16 protein-coding genes are annotated in these 18,443 nt (G+C 64.0%); 9 read left to right on the plus strand and 7 right to left on the minus strand.

The window, feature by feature from the left end; genetic code table 11:
- Positions 1-52: 52 nt before the first annotated feature.
- The 5 genes from N7640_RS04455 to N7640_RS04475 all read left to right on the plus strand — a co-directional run bounded on the left by N7640_RS04455 (position 53) and on the right by N7640_RS04475 (position 8,547).
- The gene (locus N7640_RS04455) at positions 53-2,341 is read left to right on the plus strand and encodes a class I SAM-dependent DNA methyltransferase (RefSeq protein WP_279902849.1); all 2,289 of its coding nucleotides are present in this window, start codon (positions 53-55) and stop codon (positions 2,339-2,341) included.
- On the plus strand, positions 2,341-3,612 hold the full coding sequence (locus N7640_RS04460; RefSeq protein WP_279902850.1) for a restriction endonuclease subunit S: 1,272 nt from the start codon (positions 2,341-2,343) through the stop codon (positions 3,610-3,612). The genes N7640_RS04455 and N7640_RS04460 overlap by 1 nt, the downstream gene beginning before the upstream one ends.
- On the plus strand, positions 3,603-4,202 hold the full coding sequence (locus tag N7640_RS04465) for a hypothetical protein (RefSeq protein WP_279902851.1): 600 nt from the start codon (positions 3,603-3,605) through the stop codon (positions 4,200-4,202). The genes N7640_RS04460 and N7640_RS04465 overlap by 10 nt, the downstream gene beginning before the upstream one ends.
- A gap of 12 nt (positions 4,203-4,214) precedes the next feature.
- On the plus strand, positions 4,215-5,348 hold the full coding sequence (locus N7640_RS04470) for a Fic family protein (protein ID WP_279902853.1): 1,134 nt from the start codon (positions 4,215-4,217) through the stop codon (positions 5,346-5,348).
- 154 nt (positions 5,349-5,502) lie between these two features.
- Positions 5,503-8,547, plus strand: coding sequence for a type I restriction endonuclease (locus tag N7640_RS04475; protein WP_279902854.1), 3,045 nt, complete (start codon positions 5,503-5,505; stop codon positions 8,545-8,547).
- A gap of 139 nt (positions 8,548-8,686) precedes the next feature.
- Here N7640_RS04475 and N7640_RS04480 read toward each other — a convergent pair whose 3' ends face one another.
- The 4 genes from N7640_RS04480 to N7640_RS04495 form a co-directional block, all read right to left on the minus strand.
- Complete coding sequence (locus N7640_RS04480) at positions 8,687-8,962, minus strand: hypothetical protein (RefSeq protein ID WP_279902855.1); 276 nt, start codon at positions 8,960-8,962, stop codon at positions 8,687-8,689.
- Positions 8,963-8,994: 32 nt separating this feature from the next.
- The gene (locus N7640_RS04485) at positions 8,995-9,789 is read right to left on the minus strand and encodes a thymidylate synthase (RefSeq protein ID WP_279902856.1); all 795 of its coding nucleotides are present in this window, start codon (positions 9,787-9,789) and stop codon (positions 8,995-8,997) included.
- A 141-nt stretch (positions 9,790-9,930) separates the two neighbouring features.
- Positions 9,931-10,719, minus strand: coding sequence for a prolipoprotein diacylglyceryl transferase (lgt, locus tag N7640_RS04490; protein ID WP_279902857.1), 789 nt, complete (start codon positions 10,717-10,719; stop codon positions 9,931-9,933).
- A gap of 9 nt (positions 10,720-10,728) precedes the next feature.
- Entirely contained in the window at positions 10,729-11,511 is a 783-nt protein-coding gene (locus N7640_RS04495; protein ID WP_220812470.1) for a sulfite exporter TauE/SafE family protein, read from the minus strand.
- Between the two features lie 107 nt (positions 11,512-11,618).
- Between N7640_RS04495 and N7640_RS04500 the strand changes: the two genes are divergently transcribed.
- On the plus strand, positions 11,619-12,371 hold the full coding sequence (locus tag N7640_RS04500; protein WP_279902859.1) for an NRDE family protein: 753 nt from the start codon (positions 11,619-11,621) through the stop codon (positions 12,369-12,371).
- Positions 12,372-12,375: 4 nt separating this feature from the next.
- On the opposite strand, the gene N7640_RS04505 is transcribed toward N7640_RS04500, so the two are convergent.
- Complete coding sequence (locus N7640_RS04505; RefSeq protein ID WP_279902860.1) at positions 12,376-12,942, minus strand: DUF6436 domain-containing protein; 567 nt, start codon at positions 12,940-12,942, stop codon at positions 12,376-12,378.
- A 91-nt stretch (positions 12,943-13,033) separates the two neighbouring features.
- Between N7640_RS04505 and N7640_RS04510 the strand changes: the two genes are divergently transcribed.
- Positions 13,034-13,993 carry an alpha/beta hydrolase gene (locus tag N7640_RS04510; RefSeq protein WP_279902861.1) on the plus strand — a complete coding sequence of 320 codons (960 nt, stop codon included), beginning with the start codon at positions 13,034-13,036 and terminating at the stop codon, positions 13,991-13,993.
- Positions 13,994-14,059: 66 nt separating this feature from the next.
- Here the strand turns inward: N7640_RS04510 and N7640_RS04515 are convergent, their stop codons facing one another.
- Entirely contained in the window at positions 14,060-14,815 is a 756-nt protein-coding gene (locus tag N7640_RS04515; RefSeq protein WP_279902862.1) for a hypothetical protein, read from the minus strand.
- A gap of 61 nt (positions 14,816-14,876) precedes the next feature.
- On the opposite strand from N7640_RS04515, the gene N7640_RS04520 reads away from it, so the two are divergent.
- Positions 14,877-15,485 (plus strand): 2OG-Fe(II) oxygenase, encoded by a 609-nt coding sequence (locus N7640_RS04520; protein ID WP_279902863.1) that lies wholly within the window; start codon positions 14,877-14,879, stop codon positions 15,483-15,485.
- 46 nt (positions 15,486-15,531) lie between these two features.
- Complete coding sequence (locus N7640_RS04525) at positions 15,532-16,023, plus strand: DUF523 domain-containing protein (RefSeq protein ID WP_279902864.1); 492 nt, start codon at positions 15,532-15,534, stop codon at positions 16,021-16,023.
- Positions 16,024-16,226: 203 nt separating this feature from the next.
- Here N7640_RS04525 and ppk1 read toward each other — a convergent pair whose 3' ends face one another.
- Positions 16,227-18,440 carry a polyphosphate kinase 1 gene (gene ppk1 / locus N7640_RS04530; protein WP_279902865.1) on the minus strand — a complete coding sequence of 738 codons (2,214 nt, stop codon included), beginning with the start codon at positions 18,438-18,440 and terminating at the stop codon, positions 16,227-16,229.
- Between the last annotated feature and the right edge of the window lie 3 nt (positions 18,441-18,443).

Consider the following 18,443-nt stretch of genomic DNA (forward strand, 5'->3'; position numbering starts at 1 on the left):
GCACAGTAGAATCGCAACCCATCGAGCAGATGGCCTCATTTAAGGACCAGCAGTGGAACACCAGGATCTCTTCAAAAAACACAGCGACTTTATCTGGGATATCGCCAACCTGCTGCGCGGCCCCTACCGCCCGCCGCAATACCGCCGGGTGATGATTCCGCTGACCGTGCTGCGCCGCCTGGATTGCGTACTGGAGGCCAGCAAGGACAAGGTGCTGGCCGAGTACAAGCTGCTGAAGACCACCGACAAGTTCGACGACGAACTGATTGAGAAGATGATCTGCCGCAAGTTCGAGCTGAACTTCTACAACACCAGCGAATTCACCTTCAAAAGCCTGCTGGCCGACCCCAACAACCTGGCGCGCAACCTGGTTAATTACCTCGCCGGCTTCTCCAACAAGGCACGCAAGATCCTCGATAAGTTCAACTTCGAGGTCGAGATCGAGAGGCTCGAAGACGCCAACCGCCTGTTCGAGGTAATCAAGGCAGTCGCCGCCCTCGACCTGCACCCCGGCCGCGTGCCGAACATGGCCATGGGCTACATCTTCGAGGACCTGGTGCGGCGCTTCAACGAGCAGGCCAACGAAGAGGCCGGTGACCACTTCACCCCGCGCGAAGTGATCAAGTTGATGGTCAACCTGCTGTTCAATGGCCAGGAGGATGTCTACACCGCCGGCAAGGTGATCCGCATCTACGACCCCACCTGCGGCACCGGCGGCATGCTCTCCGAATCGGAGAAGCACATCCTCGAGGAAAACCCGCGCGCCCACGTCGAGCTCTACGGCCAGGAGTACAACCCGGAGTCCTACGCCATCTGCGGCTCCGACCTGATGATCAAGGGCGAAAACACCAACCAGATCATGTTCGGCGACACCCTCGGCACCGGACGTGGCAAGGAAGGAGTAGTCGACGGCGACGGCCACCCCGACGAGACCTTCCACTACATGCTGGCCAACCCACCGTTTGGTGTGGAATGGAAGCCCGAGCAGGACTACGTCACCGACGAGCACAACAAGCTCGGCTTCAACGGTCGCTTCGGCGCCGGCCTGCCGCGCATCAACGACGGTGCCCTGCTGTTCCTCCAGCACATGCTTAGCAAGCGAGTGCCCAGCGAGACCGAAGGCGGTAAAGCGGGCGAAGGTTCGCGCATCGCCGTGGTGTTCAACGGCTCGCCGCTGTTCACCGGCGACGCCGGCAGTGGCGAGAGCAATATCCGCCGCTGGATCATCGAGAACGACTGGCTGGAGGCCGTGGTCGGCCTGCCCGACCAGCTGTTCTACAACACCGGCATCTCCACCTATATCTGGATAGTGACCAACCGCAAGAGCACCAAACGCAAGGGCAAGGTGCAATTGATCAACGCCGCCGATTTCGCCTGGAAGATGAAGAAGAGCCTGGGCGACAAGCGCAAGAAGCTCGGCGAAGGCGAAACCGAGAACGGCGGTTTCGAGCCGAACCATATCGACGCGCTGACCCGCATCCATGGCGCGTTTCAGCACGAGCAGCGCCTGCGCATCGCCGATATCCAGACCAATATCGAGCCGGACCGCAAGAAGAAGCGCGACCAGGACAAGAGCGTGCTGGTCAGCAAGATCTTCGACAACCGCGACTTCGGCTACCTGAAGATCACCGTCGAGCGCCCGCTGCGCCTTAACTTCTCCATCACCGACGCGCGCATCGAGCAAGTGAAGGAAGGCAGCTTCTTTACCGGCCTGGCCAGCAGCAAGAAGCGCAAGGACCTGGCCGGCAGCGCCGCCGAAATCGCCGCTGGCCAGGCTCAGCAGGCGGAAATTCTCGCCATTCTCGAAGGGCTCAAGTCGCAGTTCGCCGCCGGCGAACTGGTTCACAACCGCGACCAATTCGAGAAGTTGCTGAAGTCCGCTTTCAAGGGCAGCGCTATCGGCTGGGGTGCGCCGCTGAAAAAGGCCCTGCTCAGCAAAGGGGCCCTCGGCGAGCAGGACCCCGAGGCGGATATCTGCCGGGACGCCAAGGGCAATCCCGAGCCGGATGCCGATCTGCGCGATACCGAAAACGTCAGCCTGCCCGCCGATATCCCGCTGCCCCTGCCCCTGGCTTACGAAAGCAATGCCGACAAGGGCAAGGTGGACAAAAGCGCGCTACTCAGGCTGGTGCGCCAGCATTGCGAGGACTACCTGGCCCGCGAAGTACTGCCCTACCGTCCGGATGCCTGGATCGACTTCGACAAGACCAAGGTCGGCTACGAAATTCCTTTCAACCGCCACTTCTATGAATACGAAGCACCGCGCCCGCTGACCGAGATTGAAGCCGAGATCAAGGCGCTGGAAGGCGAGATTATGGCCATGCTGAGTGAGGTGGTTTGATGGGGTATAGGGCCTATCCGGAATATAAGGAGTCGGGGGTTGAGTGGCTGTCAGCCATCCCTAAACACTGGGAGGTTCGCCGCCTGAAGTTCATGGCAACTATCCAGAATGGGTGCGACTACAAAGCGGTTGAAAGCGATGACGGATTTCCCGTTATAGGTTCTGGCGGCCAATTTACATCGGCCTCTGAATTCTTATACGACGGAGAGTCCGTGCTCTTTGGCAGAAAAGGAACCATCGACAAACCGCTCCACATAGACGGCAAGTTCTGGACAGTGGATACGATGTTCTACAGCATCATTCATTCAGATGTTGCTGGGCGCTACCTGTACTTTTTTTCGACAATTTTTCAGTACGAAAAGCTAGCCACTCAGACAGCGCTCCCCAGCATCACCCAGCACGATCTCGGAAATCATCTGCTTTTCTACCCCCCCCTCCACGAGCAAAAATCAATTGCTAGTTTTCTCGACCATAAAACCGCACAAATCAACCGACTTATTGAGAAAAAACAGGAGCTGATCGAAAAGCTCCAAGAGCAACGTATTGCGATCACAACACAAGCCGTCACCAAAGGCCTGGATAGCAATGCGGCAATGAAAGACTCGGGAGTTGAATGGCTAGGCAGCGTTCCTGAGCACTGGGGTGTTCACCAGCTATCTTTGCTTACGGAAACCATTCAAACAGGACCATTTGGTAGCCAGCTGCACGCGGCGGATTATGTCGAAGGCGGAGTGCCACTAATCAATCCAGCCCATCTAGTTTCTGGAAATATCATTCCAGATGAGCAATCGGCGATTGATGCTCAGACGGTGGAAAGACTGAATCGCCACAAATTAAGACCTGCAGACATCATCATGGCTCGGCGCGGCGAGATTGGCCGTTGCGCGCTTGTCGAAGAAGAGCAAGCTGGCTGGCTATGTGGCACTGGTTCATTGATTATTCGCTTTGCCACGGGCAATAGCCGTTTCTTTTCCATCGTCATTTCAAGTGGAGGCTTTAGCAAGAAGCTGGAGCTTCATGCAGTCGGCACCACGATGCTCAACCTCAATCCAACCATTGTGGGCCGCATGCTGGTCCCTGTTCCACCGCCGGCCGAGCAGAGCCGAATTGTTTCGTATATAGAAAGTACGACTAAAACAATAGATCGCTCTATCACCAAAGCACGAGAAACTATCGGTCGTCTTCAGGAATACCGTACAGCCCTAATCACCGCCACTGTTACCGGCCAGATAGATGTGAGAAATTCCTGCAAGGAGCAACAATGGCGGTAGACACTAAGCAGTACTTTAATGGCATTCGCTCTTACCTGAATTCTCACTACCAAATATCTACTCGCGACAACGGACGAATAGTACTAGAAGAGAAAATTTTCCTATCCGGGCAAACAAGGCCGACGACTTATAAAGTTAGATTTGGCTTTGACGGCGAGGTGATTGTCGTAAATCTTGACAAGAAAAATAGCAAAGGCAATTCAGATCCACTTTTCCACTTCCTCGAAGATGAAGCGAAGCCATGGGCAAAGAGATGCGATTTCGTTGTTTTTCAATCTAATAAAAGTCGGATAAATATTTATTGCTTCGAATTCAAGTCCGCCTCATTGCCTGAAGGCCTGGTTGACCAGCTAAATGCAAGCGTGGCTTGGTGCAAGGCTTTGCAAAGTATTATCAAGCTCTACACAAACAAGACAAAGCAGATGACGCTGAAGAAATTTGTTCTATCTAGCATGGCGGACCCATCAAGATTCTTGGATGCAGGAAAATACATCAAAAGGGACCACACCATCCGCCACTACAACTATGACGAGTTGACAGGGCTAAAACTTGAGGATCTTGAGCATGAGAATCCTGAAATCCTTCGCTGAGTGGTGCGTTTGATGCAAGTCGAACAGTTCCGCTCCGGCCAGTGGCTGCAGCAGTATCAGTACAAGAGCTTTTCGCCGACGCCGATCAACTGCGAATGGCAGTGGCTCGACCCGCAGCTCAATACATTGCTGGAGCGTGCCTCGCGGGCGCTGGCGGAGCTGAATGCGCTGTCGCTGATGGTGCCGGACGTGGATCTGTTTATCCGCATGCATATCGCCAAGGAGGCCAACACCTCCAGCCGCATCGAGGGCACCCAGACGCAGATGGACGAAGCCATCATGCGCAAGGAGCAGGTGGCACCGGAGAAGCGTGACGACTGGCAGGAGGTGCAGAACTATATCGAGGCGATCAATACCGCCGTCGCAGACCTCGCGCAGCTGCCGCTGTCCATCCGCGTGCTCAAGCAAACCCATGCGGTGCTGATGCAGGGCGTGCGCGGCGATCACAAGATGCCGGGGGAATTTCGTACTTCGCAGAACTGGATCGGCGGCAGCAACCTGAACAACGCGGTGTTCGTGCCGCCGCACCCGGATGAGGTGGCGGAGCTGATGGGCGACCTGGAGAAGTTCTGGCACAACGAGCAGGTGCAGGTGCCGGACCTGATCCGCATCGCCCTCAGCCATTACCAGTTCGAGACCATTCACCCCTTTCTCGACGGCAATGGGCGCATCGGCCGCCTGCTGATCACCCTGTATCTGGTGGACAAGGGCCTGCTGCACAAGCCGGCGCTGTACCTGTCGGACTTCTTCGAGCGCAACCGTGGAGCCTACTACGACGCGCTGACCGTGGTGCGCAGCTCCAACGACCTGCTGCATTGGTTGCGCTTCTTCCTCACCGCCGTGGTGGAGACCGCCACCAGCAGCAAGAACACCTTTATGGCGATCATGACCCTGCGCCATGAGGTGGAGCACCAGATTCTCACCCTGGGCAAGCGGGCGGAAAACGCCAAGAAACTGCTGCTGCACCTGTACCAGCGGCCCATGGTCAGCATTGGCGACGTCTCGGAGATACTCGACGTGACGCATCCGAGCGCTGCGGCCTTGGTGAAGCAGCTGGAAGGCCTGGACATCCTGGTGGAAACCACCGGCTATGGGCGCAACCGGCTCTACCTGTTCCACCGCTATTTCGATCTGTTCATGGCCTGAAAGGCCGTGGCCGGCTTACATAAGAAAATCCATATGTAAGCTTGCCTCTATAAGATTACATATGGATCTTTGTCTGTAAGATTCATCGAACCACCCTTACACATAAAAGGCGCTATGTAAGACAGCGCCGTCGCCGCTCACAGAAGGATCGACCGTGGCCAAGAAGCACAGCGAAGCGCAGTTCGAGGACGCCATCGAGTATTCCCTGTTGCACGAGGGCGGGTTGAGCCAGGGCCATAGCCAGGACTATGACCCTACCCGCGCGTTGGAATCGGGCAGCGTGCTGGACTTTATCCAGCGCACCCAGCCCAAGCTGTGGCAGGCGCTGCAGGCCATTCAGGGTGAAGGCGCCGGCGCGCTGGTGCTCGACAGCCTGTGCAAGGAGCTGGACACCAAGGGCATGCTCAAGGTGCTGCGCCATGGTTTCAAGTGCTACGGCAAGCTGCTGCGGGTGGCCTTCTTCGCGCCGAGCAACGGCCTCAACCCGGACACCCTGGCGCTCTACGCGCAGAACCGCGTGTCGGTGACCCGCCAGCTGTACTTCTCCGACAAGGACAACAAGTCGCTGGACCTGGTGCTGTTCATCAATGGCCTGCCGATTGTCACCGCCGAGCTGAAGAACTCGCTGTCCGGGCAGACGGTGGAAGACGCCAAGCTGCAGTACAAGACCCAGCGCGACCCGCAGGAGAAGCTGTTCGAGTTCAAGAAGCGCGCCCTGGTGCATTTCGCCGTGGACCAGGACCTGGCCTTCATGACCACTCGCCTGTCCGGCGGCAAGACGGTATTTCTGCCGTTCAACCTGGGCTTCCCGATCACCCCGACGGAAACCGGCGCCGGCAACCCTCCGGCCGCCGACGGCGGCTACCGCACCAGCTACCTGTGGCGCAAGGTGTGGCAGCGCGACAGCCTGCTGGATATCGTCGGCCAGTTCATGCACCTGCAGGAAGACGAGAAACGCATCGTGGTCGACGGCGTGGTCAAGAAGATTCGCAAGGAAACCATGATCTTCCCGCGCTACCACCAGCTCGACGCAGTGCGCCGGTTGATCGACCACAGCCGCGCTCATGGCAGCGGCCGCAACTACCTGGTGGAACACTCGGCGGGCTCGGGCAAGTCCAACTCCATCGCCTGGCTGGCCCACCGCCTGTCCAGCCTGCACGATGCCGGCGACACCAAGGTGTTCGACTCGGTGGTGGTGATCACCGACCGGCGTGTGCTGGATCAACAGCTGCAAGACACCATCTATCAGTTCGAGCACAAGCAGGGCGTGGTGCAGAAGATCGACCAGGACACCAAGCAGCTGGTGCAGGCACTGGCCGGCGGCACGCCGATCATCATCACCACGCTGCAGAAGTTTCCCTTCGTCACCGAAACACTGGACAAGCTCAACCAGCAGGGCAATCCGAACGCGCTGGCGATCAGCACCCAGGGCAAGCGCTATGCGGTGATCATCGACGAGGCGCACAGCTCGCAGTCCGGCGAAACGGCGATGGACATGAAGTACGTGCTCAACCAGCACGGCATCGAGGAAGCCGCCGCGCAGTACCGTGCGGACAACCCCGACGAGGAGAGTGACGGCGTGCTGCGCGAGATGCTCAAGCGCGGGCGGCAGGCCAATATCAGCTTCTTCGCCTTCACCGCCACGCCCAAGTACAAGACCAAGCATGTGTTCGACGAGCCGGGGCCGACCGGCATGGCTCCGTTTCACAAGTACGGCATGCGCCAGGCCATCGAGGAGCGCTTCATCCTCGACGTGCTGGCGCACTACACCACCTACCAGACCTACTACAAGCTGACCCAGTCCGCCGCCAACGACCCGCAGGTGCAACGCAAGAAAGCGGCGCTGGCCCTGGCGCGCTTCCTGACCCTGAACCCACACAACATCAACCAGAAGACCGAGGTGATGGTGGAGCACTTCCGCACTCACGTGCGGCACAAGATCGGCCAGCGGGCCAAGGCCATGGTCGTCACCGAGTCGCGCCTGCATACGGTGCGCTACAAGCTGGCCTTCGATGCCTATATCGCCAGTAAGGGCTACACCGACGTGAAGTCGCTGGTGGCCTTTTCCGGCAGCGTGGAAGACCCGGACTTCAAGGACAAGACCTACACGGAAGTCGGCATGAACGGCGGCATCTCCGAGCGCGAGCTGCCGGAAACCTTCGCCGGCGAGGAGTACCGCGTGCTACTGGTGGCGGAGAAGTACCAGACTGGCTTCGATCAGCCGCTGCTGCACACCATGTACGTGGACAAGAAGCTCGCCGGCATCCAGGCAGTGCAGACCCTGTCGCGCCTCAACCGCATGGCGGCGGGTAAGGAAGACACCTTCGTGCTGGATTTCCGTAACAAGCCCGAGGAGATCTTCAAAGCCTTCAAGCCCTATTACGGCGAGACGCCCTACGAGGAACTGACCGACCCGCAGCACCTGTATCGCCTGCAGCACCAGATCGAGGAGCTGCAGCTGATATACGCCGATGAAGTGCGTGACTACTGCATGCTGTACTTCGCCGGCAAGCGCAAGGAGAGCGTGCACGACCAGGCCAGGATGAACGGCATCCTCGATCTGGCGGTGGAGCGCTTCAAGCAGCTAGACGAAGAAGAGCAGCTGGAATGCAAGGGGCTGCTGGTCAATTTCCGTAACCTGTATGGCTTCCTCTCCCAGGTGATGCCCTACCAGGACTCAGAGCTGGAGCGTCTTTACACCTATCTGCGTTTCCTGCTGACCAAGCTGCCGCGCGACGCCAGCGGTCCGGGCTACCAGGTGGATGACGAGGTCACCCTGGAGTACTACCGGCTGCAGAAGATCAGCGAGGGCAGTATCGACCTAACGCAAGGGGAAGCCACCGCGCTGAAGGGCCCCAGCGATGTCGGCACCGGCCGGCCGGGCGACGAGGAAGTACCGCTGTCGGAGCTGGTCAAAGCGCTGAACGAACGCTTCGGCACCAACTTTACCGAGGCGGATCAGCTGTTCTTCGATCAGATCGAGGCCGAGGCCATCGCCAACGAGGACCTGGAGAAGGCGGTCAACGCCAACTCGCTGGAAGACTTCGGCTATGTGTTCCGCAAGGCCTTCGAGGGGCTGGTGATCGACCGCATGGAGGGCAACGAGGAAATCTTCACCCGGCTGATGGCCGATGGCGACTTCCGCGACCTGGCCTCCGAGCACCTGCTGCGAAAAGTGTACAGGGCGCTACGCAAATAACGCCCTTTACCCTACCCACCAGCGCCTTGATATTCGGACACACCTAGTAGGTCGGCCAGAACTATAGGATGGGTTGAATTCAGCAATACCCATCGACTGTCCTGGGTATCGCTACGCTCAACCCAGGCTACGGGGGTACTCATGGAATCTCTGCCGCCACCTCCACGGGCGTTGTGGCTGCCGCAGCTTCAACAACTGACGGACCTGTATCAACAGGCGTGCTTGGGCGGTTCTGGACTTGCTGAACCTCCTGCTGCGGGCCGTAGGGACTCAGGTAGCTCAACACCAGCAGTACCACTAGGAATATCCAGCGGGGCCACGGCTCGCCGCCCGTATACCTGGCCAGCAGGCCCGGCTTGATCAGGCAGGCCAGCACCGCCACGAGAAGGACGTTGAACAGGATCATGGTCGTCATGGCGAACCCCTGGCCTGGTCGCGACCGGCGCCCTAGACGGCGACCGGCGCGGCGATGTGCGGGTGGGCCTGGTAGTTCTGCAGCTCGAAGTCCTCGAAGCGGAAGGCGAACAGGTCCTTCACCTCGGGGTTGAGCTTCATGGTCGGCAGCGGCAGCGGCTCGCGGGTGAGCTGCAGGTCGGCCTGTTCCAGGTGGTTGGCGTACAGGTGGCAGTCGCCGCCGGTCCAGACGAAGTCACCCGGCTGCAGGTCGCAGACCTGGGCGATCATCAGGGTCAGCAGGGCGTAGCTGGCGATGTTGAAGGGCACGCCGAGGAAAATGTCGGCCGAGCGCTGGTACAGCTGGCAGCTCAACTTGCCATCGGCGACGTAGAACTGGAACAGGGCGTGGCACGGCGGCAGGGCCATTTCGTCGACCAGCGCCGGGTTCCAGGCGGAGACGATCAGGCGGCGCGAGTCCGGATTCTTCCTGATCATCTCCACCAGCTTGGAAATCTGGTCGATCGACTCGCCGTCCGGCGCCGGCCAGCTACGCCACTGGTAGCCGTACACCGGGCCGAGGTCGCCGTTCTCGTCGGCCCACTCGTCCCAGATGCGCACGCCGTTTTCCTTCAGATAGCGGATGTTGGTATCGCCCTGCAGGAACCACAGCAGCTCGTGAATGATGGATTTCAGGTGGCACTTCTTGGTGGTCACCAGGGGGAAGCCGTCGGCCAGGTCGAAGCGCATCTGGTGGCCGAACACGCTGTAGGTGCCGGTGCCGGTGCGGTCGCTCTTGAAGGTGCCGGTCTCGCGCACCCGGCGCATCAGGTCGAGGTACTGTTTCATCTCAGCTCCAGTGAAAAAAGCATTCCCAAGAACGTCGCGAGCGAAGGTCGGGCAAGGCGGATGCGGGCGAAAAAGCGCAGTTTACTCAAGTAAATGAGCATTTTGAGCGCGCATCCAACGCAGCCCGACCGAGCGCAGCAGTTATTGGGCGGCTTGGCGACGGTAGGCCCAGACCATCAGGCCGGCGCCGGCGAGAATCATCGGCACGCACAGCACCTGGCCCATGGTCAGCCAGCCGAAGGCCAGGTAGCCGAGCTGGGCGTCCGGCACGCGGACGAACTCGACGATGAAGCGGAACACCCCATAGCAGATCGCGAACAGGCCGGACACCGCCATGGTCGGGCGCGGCTTGCGCGAATAGACCCAGAGGATGGCGAACAGCGCCACGCCCTCCAGGGCGAACTGGTACAGCTGCGACGGGTGGCGCGGGTCCGGCCCGCCGTTGGGGAAGACCATGGCCCAGGGCACGTCGGTGACCTTGCCCCACAGCTCGGCGTTGATGAAGTTGCCGATGCGCCCGGCGCCCAGGCCGATGGGCACCAGCGGGGCGATGAAGTCCATCAGCTCGAAGAAGCTCTTGCCGTTGCGCCGGCCGAACCACCAAGTGGCCAGCATCACGCCGATCAGGCCGCCATGGAAGGACATGCCGCCCTCCCATACCCGGAGGATCTTCAGCGGGTCGGCCAGGTAGGCCGGCAGGTCGTAGAACAGGGCATAGCCCAGGCGGCCGCCGAGGATCACGCCCATCGCCACCCAGAACACCAGGTCGGAGAGCTTCTCCCTGGTCCAGGCGGGGTCGAAGTCCTTCAGCCGGCGACTGGCGAGGAACCAGGCGCCGCCGATGCCGACCAGGTACATCAGGCCGTACCAGTGGACCTTGATGACGCCGAGATCTAGGGCGACCGGGTTTATCTGGGGGTAAGTCAGCATTGCGACTCCTTAGATCAGGAAGCTCGTGCCCACGCAGAGCAGCAGCAGGGCGAACAGACGTTTGAGCACCAGCGCCGGCAGGCGGTGTGCCAGGCGCGCGCCGAAGCGGGCGAAGAACATGCTGGTGATGGCGATGCCGGCCACCGCCGGCAGGTACACGTAGCCCAGGCTCCACGGCGGCAGGTGGGTCTCGTTCCAGCCCAGCGCCATGAAGCTCAGGGCGCTGGCCACGGCGATGGGCAGGCCGCAGGCCGAGGAGGTCGCCACCGCCTGCTGCATGGGCACGCTGCGCCAGGTCAGGAAGGGCACGGTCAGCGAGCCGCCGCCGATGCCGAAGATCGCCGAGGCCCAGCCGATCACCGCGCCTGCCGAGGTCAGCCCGGGCTTGCCCGGCACCGCGCGGCTGGCCCTGGGCTTCAGCCCCAGGCCCATCTGGATGGCGATGACGATGGCGAACACGCCGATGATCTTCTGCAGCATCGGGCCCTGGATGGCCGCCGCGGTGACCGAGCCGAGCGCGGCGCCGAGCAGGATGCCCAGGCTCATCCAGGCGAACACCGGCCACAGCACGGCGCCCTTGCGCTGGTGCTCCAGCACCGAGTTGATCGAGGTGAAGATGATGGTGGCCAGCGAGGTGCCCACGGCCAGGTGGGTCAGCACCGAGGGGTCGAAGCCCTGGGCGGTGAAGCTGAAGACCAGCACCGGGACGATGATGATGCCGCCACCCACGCCGAACAGTCCGGCCAGTACCCCGGCCGCCGCGCCCAACACCAGATAGAGCAGGAATTCCATGGAGCCCCCCGAAATCGAAGCGGCATGGTAACGGAAGGCGCTCCCGGCCTCCACTTGGCGCGACGGATGCAGTAGGCTCGGTCCTACCCTACACAGGACCACCTACCATGTGCCTGATCGCCTTCGCCTGGCGCCCCGGCCACCCGCTACCGCTGGTGCTGGCCGCCAACCGTGACGAGTTCTACGACCGCGCCGCCACGCCGCTGGGCGAGTGGGCCGACATCCCCGGCCTGTACGCCGGGCGCGACCTGCAGGCCGGCGGCACCTGGCTGGGGATGACGATCGGGGGTCGCTTCGCCGCCCTGACCAACATCCGCGACCCGCGCCAGCCACGCGGCGCCCGTTCGCGCGGCGAGCTGCCGTTGGACTACCTGCGCGGCGAAGCCTCGGCGCCGGCGTTCCTGGCCGAGCTGGCGCTGCGGGTGGACGAATACAGCGGCTTCAACCTGCTGCTCGGCGACCGTCACGCGCTGTACTACTTCAATTCCGAGGAAGGCGAGATCCGCCGTCTGCTGCCCGGGCTCTACGGGCTGTCCAACGCGGGGCTGGACACGCCCTGGCCCAAGGTGCTGCGGGCCACCGCGGCGCTCGCCGCGACCCTGGACGACCCGCGACCGGAGCGCCTGCTGGACCTGCTCGGCGACCGCCAGCAACCGCCCCGGGTCCTGCTGCCGGATACCGGCGTCGGGCTGGACTGGGAAATGCTGCTGGCCACGGTGTTCATCGTCGGCCCCGGCTACGGCACCCGGGCCAGCACCGCGCTGGTGATGGCCGGAGACGGCGGCGTGCGCCTGGTGGAGCGCAGCTTCGGCGACGAGGGCCGTGCCATCGGCGACGTGGACCTGCGCTTCGAGACCTGACCGGTCAATCCTGCCAGTCGCAGAAGCAGCCCACCGCCAGGCTGCTGTCGGCGCGCACCGGCCGGCCGGCCACCAGCGCCTCCAGGATCGGCTCGATGAAGCTGTTGCTGGACGTGCACAGCGCGCCCTCGCTGTAGGGGCCGAAGTAGGCCAGGCGGCCCTCCCGATCCCAGATCGCCACCGCCGGGCTGGCCGGCAGGCCCTCGCTGCCCGGCAGCGCGTCCAGCGGCTGCAGCGCCTGCAGGTTGCCCGGCAGGCGGCCGTGGCTGCCGGCCTTCTGCACCGCATAGAACTGCACGCCGCGCGGCGCGTAGGCCTGCACCAGCTCGCCGAGGTGCTGCTGGTTGCCGACGTTGCACGGGCAGCCCGGGTCCCAGAAATGCACCAGGCGGATCGCCCCCGGCCCGGCCAGCTCGGCCGGCAGGCGCAGCTCGGCGCCCGAGAACAGCTCGGTGCGCGGCTCGAACGGGCGGATGTAGCGCGTCTGGAACCACCACAGGGCGGTCGCCATGGCGGCCAGCCAGAGGATGACGACCAGACTGACGAGGAGGGTCTTGCGGCGGACGGGCATGATCGCGGGCACGGGGAAACGGGCGCCTAGCTTGCCACGCCGCGCCCGACAGCTGAATATCGGCGCTCTCTCCATCGCTCGCCGAAACGCCATGACCGCCATGCCCCAGCCCCTGCCAGAGCCCTTCCAGCCCGCGCGCCTGCGCGCCGGCCTGCGACCCTTGGCCGCGGCCCTGCCCATGGATGCCGAAGCGCTGGCCTACCAGCGCTACTACGGCCTGGACCTGCCGCAGCACGCCGGCATGCGCAGCCGCCTGGGGCGCTTCCAGTGCGACGGCCTCGACCTGGTGGCCCAGCTGTGGCTGCCGCCGGAGCCCCGGGCGACCCTGATCCTGCTGCATGGCTACTACGATCACATGGGCTTGTACCGCCACGTGGTGGACTGGGCACTGGGGCAGAACCTCGCGGTGCTGGCCTGCGACCTGCCCGGCCACGGCCTGTCCGCCGGCGCGCGGGCCAGCATCGACGACTTCGCCGCCTACCAGCGCACCCTGCAGTGCCTGTTCGCCGAGGCCGCCGGCCTCGACCTGCCGCAACCCTGGCACCTGTGCGGGCAGAGCACCGGTGGCGCCATCCTGATCGACTTCCTGCTGCTCGGCGCACCCCGCCCGGAGCCCGGCGCCACCATCCTCCTGGCGCCGCTGGTGCGGCCGCGGGCCTGGGGCCTGTCGAAGATCAGCTACCACCTGATCGGGCCGTTCCGCAGCGAGATTCCCCGACGCTTCTCGGAGAACTCCGGCGACGCCGAATTCCTCGACTTCCTGCGCCACCGCGACCCGCTGCAGCCGCGCCACCTGCCGACCGCCTGGGTCGGCGCCCTGGCCAAGTGGATTCCGCGCATCGAACGGGCCGCGCCCCGGCCGCTGCGCCCGCTGGTGGTGCAGGGCGAGGCGGACATGACAGTGGACTGGCGGCACAACCTGCGGGTGCTGCAGGCCAAGTTCGACCAGCCGGAAATCCTGCGCATCCCCGGCGCCCGCCATCACCTGGTCAACGAGAGTGAAGGCATCCGCCGCGAATACTTCGACTTCCTCGGCGAACGGCTGCGCTAGAACCCCGTAGCCCGGATGCCATCCGGGTCCCAGGCAACTCCCGCCCCGGATCGCATGCGGGCTACATCAGATGCCCTGCGGCTGGCCGCCCTGGCCGCTCGCCGCCAGGCCGGCCCGCAGGGCGGCCACGGCGGCCTGGTAGTAGGCCTTGCCGCCGGGGGACTGGGCGAAGGCCACGAACTCGTCCAGCTCCGGGTCGGACAGGTCGCGGTAGACGTGCAGCAGGGTGTTGTCGATGTCGCCCTCGATCTGCTGCATCAGGCGTTCGCGCTGGCTCTGCACCAGCATCTGCGTCTGGTCGCCGCCGAACAGCCCCGGCACCATCGAACTCAGGCTGTCGGCCGCGACCCCGGCCAGGGCCAGGCTGACCTCGGCGGCGGCCTCGGTGGCCGGCAGCTCGCGGGCCAGGTGGCGGATCAGCAGGCGGCGGGTGGCATCGGCCTCCACCGCCGGCAGGCCGTTGGCGTGGGCGGCCAGCTGTTCGCGGGAGGTGGCGAGGGTCTCGGCGGCGACGATGCGCCGGCCCAGCGCGGATTCGAAGAACTGCAGCGCCGGCTGCGGGTCCGCCAGCTCCGTGCGCAGGGTGGCCAGGGCGCGCTGGTCCATCCCGGTCGGCTCGAAGCGGCGGTTGCTGTTGTGCACCAGGGCCTGGAACACCGCCGGCGGCAGGCTGGCCTGGTAGCGCTGCTGGGCTGCCTTGAGGGCGTCGCCGAAGTGGGCGCGCTGGTCCGGCCAGCCGGCGCTCTGGTAGAGCCTGGCGTAGTCGTCGGCGGAAACGGCGAAGCTGCACAGCAGCATGAACAGAGCGAAAACGGCGCGCATGAAGAACTCCTGTCTGGCGGCTATTGTAGGGGGCCGCAGGCGGCGCTGGTAGAATCGGCGCATGACCGATACCCCCCTGCAGCGGCTCCTGCCGCAAATCATCGATGACCTCGCCGGCCAAGGCTGGTCGCGGCAGATCCATGTCCTGCCGGAGACTCTGACCCACGAACTGGCCGCCGAGTGCCGCAAGCGGGCCCGCGAAGGCGCATTGACGCCGGCCGGGGTCGGCCGCGGCCAGGGTCTGGCGGTGCGCGAGGGCATCCGCGGCGACAGCATCCAGTGGCTGGAACACGGCCAGAGCGCCCCCGGCGACCGCTACCTGCAGGCGCTGGACGAACTGCGCCAGGCGCTCAACCAGGCCTTCTTCCTCGGCCTGGAAGACTTCGAGTGCCACTTCGCCTGCTACCCGCCCAGGGCCTTCTACCAGAAGCACCTGGACCGCTTCCGCGACGACGACCGGCGCACCGTCAGCGCCGTGTACTACCTCAACGACGACTGGCGGGCCGAGCACGGCGGCGCCCTGCGCCTGTACCTGCCGGACGAGGCCGAGCTGGACGTTCTGCCGGCCGCCGGCACCCTGGTGCTGTTCATGTCCGCCGAGCTGCCCCACGAGGTGCTGCCGGCCAGCCGCGAACGCCTGTCGATCACCGGCTGGTTCCGGCGGCGCTGAACCCAGGGTCGGCGACGCGGGTTGCACCCGCCCTACAGGAGGAGTGATGGAGAAGCTGCTGGTCAGCCGCTGTCTGCTCGGCCACAAGGTGCGCTACGACGGTGGCGCCCACGGGCCCTACGGTCTGCTGCAGCGCTGGCAGGAGGAAGGCCGCATCGTGCCGCTGTGCCCGGAGGTGGCCGGCGGCCTGCCGACCCCGCGCCCGCCGGCGGAGATTCCCGGCGGCCAGGGCGGCGGCGTGCTGGACGGCACGCTGCCGGTGCTGACCGACGCCGGCGACGACGTCACCGCCGCCTTCGTAGCCGGTGCCGAGGCCGCCCTGGCGCTGGTCCGGCGACACGGCCTGCGCGTGGCCGTGCTCAAGGCACGCAGCCCGTCCTGCGGCAACACCCACAACTACGACGGCAGCTTCGGCGGCCGCCTGGTCGAGGGCGAAGGCGTCACCGCCGCCCTGCTGCGGCGCGCCGGGGTGAAGGTGTTCAACGAACAGCAACTGGCCGAGGCAGCCGCCGAGCTGGGCAGGTTGGAGGGCGCGTAATTGCGTGTGCCCCGCCCCGGATTGCACGCTCAGGTAGGGCGGGTGAAACCCGCGGCCGGACGCGGGTTACACCCGCCCTACGACTGTGGGAGCGGCCTTGGCCGCGAAATTCGCGGATAAATCCGCTCCCACAAAGGCAGACACGAGACATCTCATGAAAAAAGGGGAGGCAATGCCTCCCCTTTCCATCCTACCCGCCTGGCTCAGCGCACCTGCGGCGCGGTCAGCTTCTCCAGCAGCGCCGCCTGGGCGTTGCGCGGGTTGGCGTTGCCGGTAGGGCTGATGCGCTGGTAGCGGCCGTCCGGCTGCAGCACCCAGGCCTGGGTGTTGTCGGACAGGTAGCTCTCCAGCTCCTTCTTGACCCGGGTGATCAGCTTCTTGCCTTCCATCGGGAAGCAGGTCTCCACCCGCTTGTCGAGGTTGCGCTCCATCCAGTCGGCGCTGGACAGGTACAGCTGCTCGTCGCCGCCGTTGAGGAAGTAGTAGATGCGGCTGTGTTCGAGGAAGCGGCCGACGATAGAGCGCACGTGGATGTTGTGCGACACGCCGTGCACGCCCGGCCGCAGGCAGCACATGCCACGCACCACCAGGTCGATGCGCACGCCCATCTGGCTGGCCTTGTACAGGGCGCGGATGATCTTCGGGTCGGTCAGCGAGTTGACCTTGGCCATGATATGCGCCGGCTTGCCCTCGCTGGCGAACTGCGCCTCGCGGGCGATCATGTCGAGCAGGGTCTTCTTCAGGGTGAAGGGCGCGTGCAGCAGCTTCTTCATGCGCAAGGTCTTGCCCATGCCGATCAGCTGGTTGAACAGCTTGGACACGTCCTCGCCCAGCGCCTCGTCGGCGGTCAGCAGGCTGTAGTCGGTGTACAGCTTGGCGTTGCCGGCGTGGTAGTTGCCGGTGCCGAGGTGGGCGTAGCGGCGCAGCTCGCCGTTCTCGCGGCGCAGGATCAGCATCATCTTGGCGTGGGTCTTGAAGCCGACCACGCCGTAGATCACCACGGCGCCGGCGGCCTGCAGGCGGCTGGCCAGCTGCAGGTTGGATTCCTCGTCGAAGCGCGCGCGCAGCTCGATCACCGCGGTGACCTCCTTGCCGTTGCGCGCCGCTTCCACCAGGGCGTCGACGATTTCCGAGTTGGCCCCGGAGCGGTACAGGGTCTGCTTGATCGCCAGGACGCTGGGGTCCTTGGCGGCCTGGCGCAGCAGGTCGATCACCGGGGTGAAGGACTCGAACGGGTGCATCAGCAGGATGTCCTGCTTGCCGACCACGCTGAAGATGTTTTCGGCGTTCTGCAGCAGCTTGGGAATCACCGGGGTGAAGGAGGTGTGCTGCAGCTCCGGGTGGCTCTCCAGCCCGGTGATGGAGAACAGGCGGGTCAGGTTGACCGGGCCGTTGACCCGGTACAGCTCGTTCTCGCTGAGGTTGAACTGCTTGAGCAGGAAGTCCGACAGGTGCTTGGGACAGGTGTCGGCCACTTCCAGGCGCACGGCGTCGCCGTAGCGGCGGCTGAACAGCTCGCCGCGCAGGGCGCGGGCCAGGTCCTCGACGTCCTCGGCGTCCACCGAGAGGTCGGCGTTGCGGGTCAGGCGGAACTGGTAGCAGCCCTTGACGCTCATGCCGTGGAACAGGTCGTCGGCGTGGGCATGGATCATCGACGACAGGAACACGTAGTTGTCCCCCGCCCCGCCCACTTCCTCGGGCACCCGGATGATGCGCGGCAGCAGGCGCGGCGCCGGGATGATGGCCAGGCCGGAGTCGCGGCCGAAGGCATCGACGCCTTCCAGCTCGACGATGAAGTTGAGGCTCTTGTTCACCAGCAGCGGGAACGGGTGGGTCGGGTCGAGGCCGATCGGCGTGATGATCGGCGCGATCTCGTCGCGGAAGTAGCGGCGCACCCAGGTCTTCAGCTTGGTGGTCCAGTGGCGGCGGCGGATGAAGTTGATCTGGTGCTTGGCCAGCGCCGGCAGCAGCACGTCGTTGAGCAGCGCGTACTGGCGCTCGACCTGCTCGTGGGCGATCTCGGAGATGCGCGACAGCACCTGGCTGGGCAGCAGGCCGTCGGCGCCGGCCTGTTCGCGGGCGAAATTGATCTGTTTCTTCAGGCCGGCGACGCGGATCTCGAAGAACTCGTCGAGGTTGCTGGAGAAGATCAGCAGGAACTTGAGCCGCTCGAGCAGCGGATAGGACTCGTCCAGCGCCTGCTCCAGCACGCGGATGTTGAACTGCAGCTGGGACAGCTCGCGATGGATGTACAGGCTGCTGTCGTCCAGGCCCGGGATCGGCGGCGGCGGTGCGGGGGCCGGCTCCGGCTCGGGCGCGGGGGCGACCACCTCGGCCACGACTTCCTCCGGCGCCTGGGGCTCGACCTCGAGCTGGGCGTCGGCGATCTGGGTCTTGCTGAGTCCCTCGGTATTCATGCC

This window comes from Pseudomonas sp. GD04015, assembly GCF_029837675.1.
GTDB lineage: Bacteria > Pseudomonadota > Gammaproteobacteria > Pseudomonadales > Pseudomonadaceae > Aquipseudomonas > Aquipseudomonas paralcaligenes.